The organism is Williamwhitmania sp. (assembly GCA_035529935.1).
Classification (GTDB): Bacteria; Bacteroidota; Bacteroidia; order Bacteroidales; family Williamwhitmaniaceae; genus Williamwhitmania.
Genome location: DATKVT010000154.1, coordinates 16,957 through 28,690, shown reverse-complemented (window position 1 = coordinate 28,690; position 11,734 = coordinate 16,957). Strand labels below are relative to the sequence as shown.

Below are 11,734 nucleotides of genomic sequence, written 5' to 3'. Positions count from 1 at the left end.
GAGGCCTTTATCAACGTTGACCTTGGAGCCATTAGCGAATCGCTGTTTGAGAGCGAGCTCTTTGGGCATGTGAAGGGCGCCTTTACCGACGCGCGCGACGATAGAGCGGGGCGCTTCGAAATAGCCTCGGGTGGAACCCTGTTTATGGATGAGGTGGCTAACCTCCCCCTACCCCAGCAGGCAAAGCTCCTTGCCGCGCTGCAGAACAGGGAGATTTTTCGGTTGGGATCGAACACCCCCATCCCCATCGATATTCGGTTGATTACCGCCACCAACAAGAATTTGGACGAGATGATACGACAGGGGCTCTTCCGCGAAGACCTCCTTTATCGAATAAATACAATAGCCATACAGCTTCCACCGCTCAGGGAGCGAAAGGATGATATTCCGGGGCTGGTCGACTTTTTTATTAAGCAGTATGCACCCAAGTATGGCAAGCCAGCCATTGGCCTAAGCGAAAAAGCGTTCGATGCGCTGCAACGGCACAGCTGGCCCGGAAACATCCGCGAGCTAAAGCATACAATCGAAAAAGCGGTAATCCTCTGCGAAACCGAGACCATTCAACCCGTCGATCTTGGGTTACGATATGAGACCACCATAGCCACCGCTGGCAAGGAAGCGGCGAGCCTCTTCGATGTTGAGCGCAACGCGGTGGCGGCTGCGTTAGAGAAGCACAAGGGAAATCTTTCCATGGCTGCCAAAGCCCTCAAAATTTCACGAACAACCCTCTATGCCAAAATTCAGAAGTATAACCTATAAAACAGCTAGCCATTGAAAGCCAACAGGTTCAGCTCCATAATTGTTCTTCGCGTAGCGCTAATCGCACTCAGCTGCTTTGCGCTCATCTGGTATGTGGAGCAAACCAACCGATTGGTATCAATCCTTTTCCTCGTTATTCTGTTGGCCCTTCAGCTTGCTTCGCTAATTCACTACCTCAACAGGGTTAACCGCGATCTCATCAACTTTCTTGTTTACCTCCAGGAGGACGATACTACCCTTGCCTACTCAAAAAAGCGGGTGGAGAAGAATTTTGGCAACATCATAATCGATCTCGATAGGATTGTTAAGAAGCTGCACCAGGCAGGCGTGGAAAAGGCGCAGCAGCAGCACTACATCAATGCCATTGTGGAGCAGGTGAGAGTGGGCCTAATTGCCTATACCAGCACCGGCAAAATCGATCTGGTAAACAGGGCGGCCAAGGAGCTCTTTGGGGTAAATCGAACGGAGAATATCTCGGTGTTAACCCATCAGTACCCCGAGCTCGTGGAGGTGTTCAGCAGCAGCTCGGCCACCGCCCCCACCCTAGTAAAGCTGGTAAAGCAAGGTCAGCTGGTTCATCTGGCGGTTAAAAAAAACATCCTAAGGTTTAGCGACGAGGAGATTACGCTGGTGAGCTTCGACGATATTAGAAGCGAGCTGGAGGCGCAGGAGATTGATGCCTGGCGAAAGCTCATTCGCATACTTCGGCACGAGATAATGAACTCCATTACGCCCATTCTAACCCTCACCACCGCCATTCGAAGGAACTTTACGAGGAACGGCGATACCAAAGCCATGGAGCTTGTAAGCCTCGAAAACGTGAACGATGCGCTGACCAGCGCCGACGTAATTGAGGAGCGAAGCAAGGCGCTCATAGCCTTCGTTGAAAAGTTCAAGAGCCTCACCAACCCGCCAGCCCTCACCATTGGCACATTCTCGGTGGAGAGCTGCTTTCAGAAGATTGGAACCCTCTACGCCAAGGAGCTCAATAAGCGGGCAATCCAGCTCCACATAGCCGTTACACCGCCCACCCTGCAGCTCGTGGCCGATGAGGAGCTCGTGGAGCAGGTGGTGATAAACCTTGTGAAGAACTCCATTGAGGCAATATCGAGCTCGAAAGGGTTCATTCGTTTAGCCGCAGCAACCCGCATCAATGGCAAAACAGCCATTCAGGTTACCGATAGTGGTGGCGGCATACCCCCAGAATATCTCGACAGCATTTTTGTTCCCTCGTTCACCACAAAGGAGAATGGGATGGGTATTGGGTTAAGCCTCTCCAAGCAGATTATGCAGCTGCACCAAGGAACCATATCCGTAAGCAGCAACGGAGGAACCACCACCTTCGAGTTGATTTTCTAGTTCCCACAGCATTGCCGCTACAAATTAAAGAGGTTATACGGAAGTTAAACGGGAGTTATTCGGGAGTTAGAAGAAGTTAGAGGAAGTTAGAAGAAGTTAGAAGAAGTCGTAGCGTAGCGAAGATCCGGCCATTGACGGATTAGAAGAATTCAACCGTATGTATGGGAGAAAACATTTCGTCCCATCCAATCTCGCATCAAAACAATAGAACATAACCCCGTAGGGGTGGCATCTTTGTAACCGGGGGTGTCAACCCCCGGAAAAGAAACCCACATAGCGCGGGCGGTGCACACACAAATAGTGTTCATTGAACCAGCATTTCCATGCACCGTAATCACAGAAGGATATTAGCAATTCCATCATTCTCAAAACTTGTCCGGCCACTGCCGGATCTCCAAATCCTCAAATCCTCAAATTTCCAAATTATTTTTACAATCCTTGCACCATTCCACCCTCCCCTTGCTGCATTATCAAACGCACTGCATTCCCCTCTTTCCACTTCTTCCTAAACCAATCTTCCCCCACCGTGTTACTTACAAGGTTATTTTAGCCGTTGCACGTAGCATTCGGCTCCAAAAAAACGCACCATACGGCCGCTAACATTGTTGAACCAAATATGCACAAACCATGAAATACAATTCGTTAGGAAACACAGGATTAAAGGTGTCGGAGCTCTGCTTGGGCACCATGACCTTTGGTGGACGCGGCATGTGGACCGCCATTGGATCGCTGCCCCAGCAGCAGGTAAACGAGCTCGTAAAGCAGGCCGTGGATGGCGGCATTAACTTTATCGATACCGCCAACGTTTACAGCGAGGGGTTAAGCGAGCAGCTCACCGGGCAGGCCATTCGCGACCTCGGGCTCAACCGCCACGATCTGGTTATTGCCACCAAGGTGCGCGGTAAGATGGGCGAAGGGCCCAACAACACCGGGCTCAGCCGCAAGCACATTCTGCAGCAGGCCGACGAGAGCCTGCAGCGCCTCAAGATGGACTACATCGACCTATACCAAATACACGGCTTCGATCCCGCCACCCCAATGCACGAAACGCTGGAGGCCCTCGACTCGCTCGTTAGGAGCGGAAAGGTGCGCTACATTGGCTGCAGCAACCTGGCAGCCTGGCAAATAGTAAAGGCGCGGGGCATCTCCGCCATGGAGCACCTCAGCAAGTTTGTATCGCTGCAGGCCTACTACACTATTGCCGGCCGCGACCTGGAGCGCGAAATTGTTCCCATGCTGCTCGACCAAAAGATGGGCCTTATGGTATGGAGCCCGCTGGCCGGTGGGTTGCTCAGCGGAAAGTATAGCCGCAATGCCGAAACCAAGGAGGGGCGCCGCGTAAGCTTCGATTTCCCCCCGGTAAACAAGGAGAAGGCCTACCACGTGATAGATGTAATGCGGGCCATTGCCACCGCCAAGCAGGTTACCGTTGCCCAAGTTGCCCTAGCGTGGCTGCTGCACCAGCCCGCCGTTACCTCGGTAATTATTGGTGCCAACAAGCCGCCGCAGCTCGCCGACAACCTCGGCTCCGTGGCCGTGCAGCTCAACATTGACGAGCTCGCCACGCTGGACGAGGTAAGCAAGCTCACACCCGAATACCCCGGCTGGATGATTGAGCGCCAGGGCTCCGACCGCAGGTAGGTAGCCACCGGCCAAACCTTTACGCGGGCTGTAACTCTCCTAGGAGTTTTACAGCCCGCGCTGGTTTATAGCCACCATGTTTTCATACAAAAGCACAGGATTATTTAGGCTACATTAAAATATTTCAATAAAATAGTTACAACAGGAGGAATAAAAAGGTAACTTGGGTTGTCTAAAATAATTTTATTTGACCTATAAACGAGTTGTGTAGAATTAATAACAAAAAATAGTCAAAGAAAATGATATTTAATTCTGAACCTAAAACTTGGCAAGAACTTCAAACATATGTAGGAAAAATATTTAAAGAATGTGGGTTTGAAACCGAAATATCTAAAGTAGTAGATTTAGTCAGAGGACATAAAGAAATAGATGTATTTGCAAAGGATATTGAAAGTGAATATCAGCCTATTGTGTTAGTTGAATGTAAGTTTTGGAACAACCCGATTCCACAAGAAATAATACATTCCTTTAGAACTGTTATGAATGATTTTGGTGCTAATTTAGGATTTATTGTTTCCAAGATTGGTTTTCAAGCGGGGAGCTTTCAAGCTGTGGAGAACACGAATATCAAACTTGTCGATTTAATAGAACTTGAAAAAGTATACTACCGAAGATGGTTAAAAACAATGCCAAAAAAATATTTAGACATAGCTGATAAGCTATTTCCATATTGGGATCCAAGTGGTGGAAGAATGCCAACAAGTAGAGAAAAATTTAGTTGGGATAATTGTAAATTGGTGCATGATGCCTACAAACACATTTGTTCTATAGGGCCTTGGGATTTAGAAGAATCTAATTATCACCAACGCAAATTCCCCATGACAATCCCTATTATTGATGATAATTTAAAACAGATAGGAAGTCAAGTAATAAACACATACAGAGAATATTTTGATGCAGTGGAAAGAGATAAGGATAAAGCATTGAAACATTTTAAAATTCTATATGGTGAACTGTAATAACTCGCCACAAACCTATGTTAAGCACTTTGCCGTTTTTTATTCTTATTTTTATTACATTTGATATATTATGTGATTCTACCAATCCAATAAACGAGTTAGTGGACATTAAACTTAACGATATGGGAATAAATAAACTTTCTTCCGAAATTCTTGAAAAAAGAACAACAGCAAGAAACGAAGATATGCGTGGTTGTTATTATCGCGACCAAACGGCAATAATTCATTCAAGGCCTTTCAGACGATTGAAACATAAGACTCAGGTGTTTTTTAGCCCGAAGGATGACCACGTTTGTACTCGAATAGAACATGTTTTACATGTTGCTTCAGTTGCTGCAACAATCTGTAGAGGGTTAAACACCAAAGGACCCGATTGGAACCTAAATGAAGATTTAGCATATGCGATTGGCTTAGGACATGACATAGGTCATGCTCCTTTTGGACATTCTGGAGAAAGTGAACTCAATCGCATTCTGGGAGGAAACAATTCTTTTATCCATGAAATTAACAGTTATCGCGTAGTTGAAAAATTAATTGGTCTGAATTTAACTTATGCAGTAAAAGATGGAATAATATTTCATAATGGAGAGAACTTCGAAAGAACAATCAAACCTGATTTTGTTGTTAAGAACTTAGATGAAATAAAGGACCGTAAGCATTATCCTTCAACATTTGAAGGTTGTATTGTGAGATTTTCTGATAAAATAGCTTACCTCGGGCGAGACCTAGAAGATGCAATAATTGCTGCTGATTTTATAAAGAAAAAAGATATTCCTAAATCAATTCAAGATAAAATTGGTACTTCCAATGGTGAAATTATTAATCATTTAGTATTTGATTTAATAAATAGTTCGACGGAAGAAGAAATATGTTTTTCAGAAGAATGTCATAAATTAATCCTCGAGCTAAAGGATTTCAATAATAAGTATATCTATAAGCACCAAAGAATAATTGAATATGAGAAATACTGTAAAAAAATAATTTCTAATCTTTTTGATTATTTATCAAAATTATATTGTTCAAACCATTGGGATTTAGAGTGGTATCAAAGCAAAGAAAATCTTGACATTGATAGATTTTTTGGAAGATATATAATGAATGCGAAAGCATTTTATGAAAAAGAAAAAAAAGATAATAATTGGTCAGAAGGAAACCTTTGTGTTCAAATTGTGACTGACTATATTTCTGGAATGACAGACAACTTTGCAATTGACTGTATGAAAGAAATATCAATTCCTCGACCAATAGAATTTAATTCAAGAAAAAAGTATTAACGATCATTAGTAAATAGGCCTCTGAGTTGTATGCAAGACATAACAATAAATTCGTATTGAACTACTCAATTTTGATAGGCTTGTCCCCTGTCTGCTGCAAGCCTTTGCCAGCGAGAGGGAAATTTGTAATTACAAGAAGAGCACATTACAAACAAAAAGATATACTAACTGAATTTAGCACTGATTTTATTACATTAGCAGAATAATTTTAATAATAAGCAATTAATGAGCATTCATTCTGTAAAACAATACCAACCCGCTGGCGCGGACGTCCTTGTCCGTGCCCACCTACCAGTGCAAAACGCATAAACCTTAGCACCTAGCCTTAATGAGGTAATTACCGCTGCCTACCATAAATAGTAAAGCGATAGCATGGGCCCGCCAGTGGGCGGGCAGGTCTGTGGCCCATACGCCAAGCTGGGCAAGAGCTCATTGCAGTAGCAACCAATAGTAAACCCACATCCACTCCCCCCAAAAAAAGAACCCAGCTAGGCGGGGTTCTCCATCTGGTCCAAGTCACAGCCAACGTTGCGCATATGAAGCGTTTGCGATTTCTGGCGCTTCATTTCGATTAACCAATATAGTCAATTTCTTATTCATAGTTTCAAGTCCGCACTTTCCCGCAAATGCTTTATATGCGGTGTTGGCGTTTCGTTGTTTATAATCCTAATTCCTTCTTCTTATTTTCTTTTTTTTCTTTATTAAACAGTCTTTGGTAACTAAAAATAAATAATGTTACTATTAAACTTGAAGTTAAAAAACCATCCAAAGTCAACCAAAGTCGAAATTTTGCTTCATTTACAGGTTTTATTTTATTTATATATTCTATCAATTTAGCAGGTAAATTGAACTCCCAATTCGGACAAAGTTGAAGAATTCCAAAAAACATAAGAAGAAGAAAAAACACGAATGAAATCTTACTTGGTCTTTGCCATCTTGAATAAGATGCTAAACCATCTTTTCTTTTTTGTTCATTTTTAAAAATTAACAATTCATCGGCTACTCCAGTTAAAGTATCCTTGATGCTATTTATTTCATTTTTATGTTCGTCAGTAATCGATTGAATTTTCTCATCATGTTGCTTTTTTAGATTTACCAAAGCATTTTCTTTTTGTAAATTTTGTTCTTGCAAATCCCCAATTAAATTGAAAACATCACCTAATTGCTTTTTCAAATTTTCATTTTCCTTTTCTTTTTGTGATAGTTCAAGTTTGAATTTTTTACCTGGATCAATAAAATACTTTGCGATTTCACTTGCAAATTTTTCTCTATCAGATGCATTATTCGGATTTAGCCCAGAAGCATTTTTCTTTAAGTATAATATACAGTTTTCAACATCTTCAGCTGGCAATTCCTGACATTCCATGTGAAGTTGATCAAAAATCATAAAATCCTTTATTTCAAAAATAAATTCTTTAGGAAGTATTCTCTGTTTTATAATTTCAGAAATAGTTTTTTCAATTTCATTATCGTTATGACCATTAGTCAAAGGTAGTAACCATTGTAAGATTGCTTCAAGAACTATATTACTAGTGTTGTCATTTTCTTCAAACCTGATTAAAGGCATACTTGTATCCGTAGTAACAAAGAGATGTTTAATACCCTTTTCTTTTGATTCTTTATCAAGCCAAAGTAATACTTTTGCATCGTGAATAGCAGCTCCATCTCCTTTATCTCTAATGCCACTAACTTCCTTGTATTTTTCTTTAACAAGCTTTACAAATAGGTCAAAATTAGATTCATTAACAATATTATCAAACCAAGAAACATCTACGTATTCAATTGTTTGATTGGGAACAAGCTCCGTCAGTATTTCTTTGTAATTGAAGTAGTGTTTTTCTAATTCATTCAAAATATCTTCTAAATCACTGTCTTTGCCCTCTTTCAAGTTTAATTGATAAGCATGATAGTAATCTTGATAAATTGGAGATTCTATTTTAGATTTCGTTTTCTTTGGAATTTGCTTTGCTGTTTTTCTTACCCTTTCGAATTCATTCTGCACCCAAGTTTCGTACTCAATAATTGTTGGATGAGTAATACATATTGAAATTTTCAGTTTGTTAATGGCTCTTAAAAATGCAATTGCATTGCTATGTTTACGATTAAACTTAGACACAATTGCAAGTAAAACATTTGTATCTAAGTAAATTACTTGATTTTCGAATACGTCTTTAGAGAAAGTTTCACTATTTGGATTTATCCCAATTGATTTTGCAATAAAATAGTTTTGTGCTAAAATACATTTTGTCTCAATGTATAATGGATCGGTTGTGTCCGAAAAAAATTCTACAAGCTTATGTTTAAAAAAATCAAAGTTAATACTATACTTGCTTTTACATTCTTCAATACTATTGTCTAGAATGGGAAATAATATTTGTTCTTTATTAATTTTACCATCGACAATTTTTGCACTATAATCTCCAATGTTAGAAAAGATATAGGATACAGCATACCAAAACGGTTCGAAGTACAATGATTTTTTTTCGGGAGAATTCTTGAATAGTTTGTCAATTAAACCACTCTGTTTTTGATTAATTGAATTTTCGCTTATTTCTATTTCCCTTTTTCTTTTTGGAGAAATAAAAAATACTTCAGCATCATTTTTATCTGGTTCAATTCGATTTGACATTAGCAGTCTATTTACAGAACTTTCAAAATTCTGGGTGGGAATTGTATAACCTGTGATTTCTGTAAAAATCTTTTGAATACCAATTATCGATAAATTTATATCAGGTGAGAAAAACGCAATTCTTTCAACAATTGAATCTAAGGATTCTTGCTTAAATGGTTGTACTTTCGATGAATGTTGAAAAAGTGCAGCTGTTAAAATTCTTCTATTCATATCGTTATTTCTGATTTTCTACAATGAACGCCAACGTTTCGGCTATGAAGCGTAGACTTGTGTTGCGCCTGCGGCAAGTCTATGCTTTATTAGCCTTTGTTAGCGGCTGGCATTTTTTCATCATTAACTTTCTATATCATAAATTGCGTTTATTTCCTTTCTTAAATCATCTTTCCAATTATCTGCGAGTCTAATGAAAATCACACCTGAATAATCTGATGGTATCTCTACTCCGTCCTCATATAAGACTATAACATTCTCTCTGCCAAGTTTTCCTATAAAAAATCCAGTCTCAAAAATTACATTTTGACGAGCTCTGGAATGGTAATCGGTTTCCTTATTTGATTTACCTACATCGTCTGCTGTCCACAAAGCCACAGCAAAATCAACTTTTGAATAATCTACGAATTTCTCAATTATCGTTCTGCCTTTATTTGCTTGCTCATGAAGGATAATTGAACGTCTATGTAAATCGTTATCTATATATCGAGCAACTTCATATTTTCTTGCTTCATTATGTCCATGTACAATAAAACATTTATTAGTGAAGCTTTTCTCAGTTGATGTATATGAACCTATACTTTCAATCTCATCAATAAGAGGTAATTTATCTACAAGGCGCTCAAGGTTTACAATTGAAGCGTTAATTCTTTCTCTTTCATGTTTTAATTTATATTCTCCACTGTTGGTATTGCGACGATATAATACATCTTCTACACCAATCCACTGAGAACAATTATGATAATCGTTATAATATTCATTCGTCACTTTATTAAATGACCGTTTAAGTAATTCTTCATTAAAGTCATCCCAACTCGCATAATCCTTTTTTAATCCATCAAGTTGCTCCATATTAGTAATTTGTCGATTAAGCAAATCTTTACCTATTAAAATCCTCTCTTGAAGTTCTTTAACAAATGTTTCTTTAGGCTTTTTGAGCATCGTTATTTCAGGTTGCTCATGTCGTATATTTCTTTTTGCCATAATTATATCTTTAGTTCAGCAATTTTTCAAATTAATCGAAATGTATCTGGTGTGCCATGCTTGCCGCTAACGAGTGTATAAACACAGCTATAGTTGTTATTTCTACCTTAGGCAAACCTTAATTCCTACTGCTTGCAAGCTTTAGGCAGAGTAATTATTGCTCTTCGAGCAAATTGCTGCTATACTCCCTTTTTTACCATACCAAACTTACCCTTTTTTTTTCTCTTCGCCTCACCCTTACCAGTTAATTTTGCTGCATACCCTATTTTGATATCGGCTTGGAATGGATAGCCTTTATGCTCCTATCCAGCAAAAGGGCTATAAGTAAAAGGTAACCGGAACAAAAGAGGTAGTTGTTGTTATGGTCACTTATAGTTGTTATTCCGCTATATGGATGGATAGGCGCAACCCGGAGCATGGTCAAGAGCACAGTTTCATAAGAGCAGATAGCATAACAGGTGGTTAGGCGGCAATACGGATGGAAACCGTATCTTAGCAACTGCCTCTAAAGTCAAAGGTGTGGCCGGTGAACGAAGGGGCCAAGCAAGTCGATCCCCCCACTGGCGCGGAACTGTCAGGCAGGCCGATCATGCTGTGCCAGCCATCTGTTCCAAGCGCATTGCTGCAGCAACCAACAGTAAACCTTTATCTATTCCCCCAAAAAAAGAACCCAGCTAGGCGGGGTTCTCCATCTGGTCCAAGTCACAGCCAATGATTGGCGTTTTAAGCAAGGGCGGATTAAGAACTACGTTCGTATCCCCCGTTGCGAAAGCCGCCAGCGTTGTATGTATCCAATTTTAAATATAAAAGCAGACCTTGCTTAAGACCGCTTGTTGTGCCCTGTTCATCATTCTTTTTTTCTTTCGTCGGACTGATATTTGTCTGATAATATTTTTTGTCTGTCTGGATCAAGTATAATTCCTGTTCGAATCACTTTTCTTAATCTAAAATACCTAATGTTAGGATAAACCATATCAGTACCATAATATACAATTACCATCTCATTGTTTTCTAAATCTATCATGGTATAATAGATACCTGAGCTATTTGATGTCTCTGAAATAATTAATGCTTTTTTAGGGAGATTTAAAGTATCCTTTCCAGTGTTATCAGATGAGAATGCTGACGAGGAAATCTGAATTAACAAGAAGATTAAAAGAATTTTACCAATTGTTTTCATAGTAGTATTTTTAAGTTTACTGGGTATAAATCTTATATGTCGTGTATTATGCTGAATTGCGCATAACGGCGGCAATATGCAAAGTTGGGGATTACGGAGCGATTCACTATCAAGCTACACGGCACTTGATGCGAACCACAACCCTTGAATAACCTATTAAACCCCAATTTTGTATATTGCATGTTGTGTGTAGTTTTTTTTTAATGTATTTTATTTTGCGAAACTATTTGAAATTCATCCTCATATAATATCATTCCTGGTTTATCGGTTTTTAAAACTCTTACAATTAGATTATTTTCTTCCAATATTATCGCTAAGTCTCTCATTCTATCTATATATTCACCTGCCGTGTCCTTAAACCATGAAATTGCATCAATTGACCATTTTTTTTTATTATATGGTGGACAAGGTAAGTTATCATTGAAGAATTTGAATATATCTTTTACTATTTTTTCTTGATATGATTCAAGTAGTCCTTTTTTTCTCAAATATTCAGCTTCTGTAAAAAGTCCACTTTGTGTTCGGGGAGAATCTGAGTCCGAACCAACTACAAATCTTATATACACCTTAATATTTTATGTAAAATGTTTTTATTGATTAATCAACAAATATGTCTATAAATACATACGATCCAAATTCTCTGTTAATCAAGTTCTTTTAGGACGATGTAAAATTACACACAACGGTTGATGGTATGGTGTCGTGCGGGATTACGAAGCTATTCTTTATCAAGCTG

General features: G+C 39.5%; 9 protein-coding genes. 5 read left to right on the top strand and 4 right to left on the bottom strand.

Translation table 11 applies throughout. The features are described 5' to 3' along the window. The 5 genes from VMW01_11600 to VMW01_11580 form a co-directional block, all read left to right on the top strand. The coding region (locus tag VMW01_11600) for a sigma-54 dependent transcriptional regulator (protein HUW06894.1) at positions 1 to 759 on the top strand (759 nt) is incomplete at its 5' end. Between the two features lie 12 nt (positions 760 to 771). Then, positions 772 to 2,118, top strand: coding sequence for an ATP-binding protein (locus VMW01_11595; GenBank protein HUW06893.1), 1,347 nt, complete (start codon positions 772 to 774; stop codon positions 2,116 to 2,118). 627 nt (positions 2,119 to 2,745) lie between these two features. Next, positions 2,746 to 3,759 carry an aldo/keto reductase gene (locus tag VMW01_11590; protein HUW06892.1) on the top strand — a complete coding sequence of 338 codons (1,014 nt, stop codon included), beginning with the start codon at positions 2,746 to 2,748 and terminating at the stop codon, positions 3,757 to 3,759. Positions 3,760 to 3,998: 239 nt separating this feature from the next. Then, positions 3,999 to 4,718, top strand: coding sequence for a restriction endonuclease (locus VMW01_11585; GenBank protein HUW06891.1), 720 nt, complete (start codon positions 3,999 to 4,001; stop codon positions 4,716 to 4,718). A gap of 122 nt (positions 4,719 to 4,840) precedes the next feature. Beyond that, entirely contained in the window at positions 4,841 to 5,992 is a 1,152-nt protein-coding gene (locus tag VMW01_11580; GenBank protein ID HUW06890.1) for an HD domain-containing protein, read from the top strand. 658 nt (positions 5,993 to 6,650) lie between these two features. Here the strand turns inward: VMW01_11580 and VMW01_11575 are convergent. The 4 genes from VMW01_11575 to VMW01_11560 all read right to left on the bottom strand — a co-directional run bounded on the left by VMW01_11575 (position 6,651) and on the right by VMW01_11560 (position 11,564). Beyond that, positions 6,651 to 8,834 (bottom strand): hypothetical protein, encoded by a 2,184-nt coding sequence (locus VMW01_11575; GenBank protein ID HUW06889.1) that lies wholly within the window; start codon positions 8,832 to 8,834, stop codon positions 6,651 to 6,653. Positions 8,835 to 8,957: 123 nt separating this feature from the next. Then, positions 8,958 to 9,818, bottom strand: a complete 861-nt coding sequence (locus VMW01_11570) for a nucleotide-binding protein (GenBank protein HUW06888.1) — start codon at positions 9,816 to 9,818, stop codon at positions 8,958 to 8,960. An 847-nt stretch (positions 9,819 to 10,665) separates the two neighbouring features. Next, positions 10,666 to 10,998 (bottom strand): hypothetical protein, encoded by a 333-nt coding sequence (locus VMW01_11565; GenBank protein HUW06887.1) that lies wholly within the window; start codon positions 10,996 to 10,998, stop codon positions 10,666 to 10,668. Positions 10,999 to 11,198: 200 nt separating this feature from the next. After that, positions 11,199 to 11,564, bottom strand: a complete 366-nt coding sequence (locus tag VMW01_11560) for a hypothetical protein (GenBank protein ID HUW06886.1) — start codon at positions 11,562 to 11,564, stop codon at positions 11,199 to 11,201. Positions 11,565 to 11,734 lie beyond the last annotated feature (170 nt).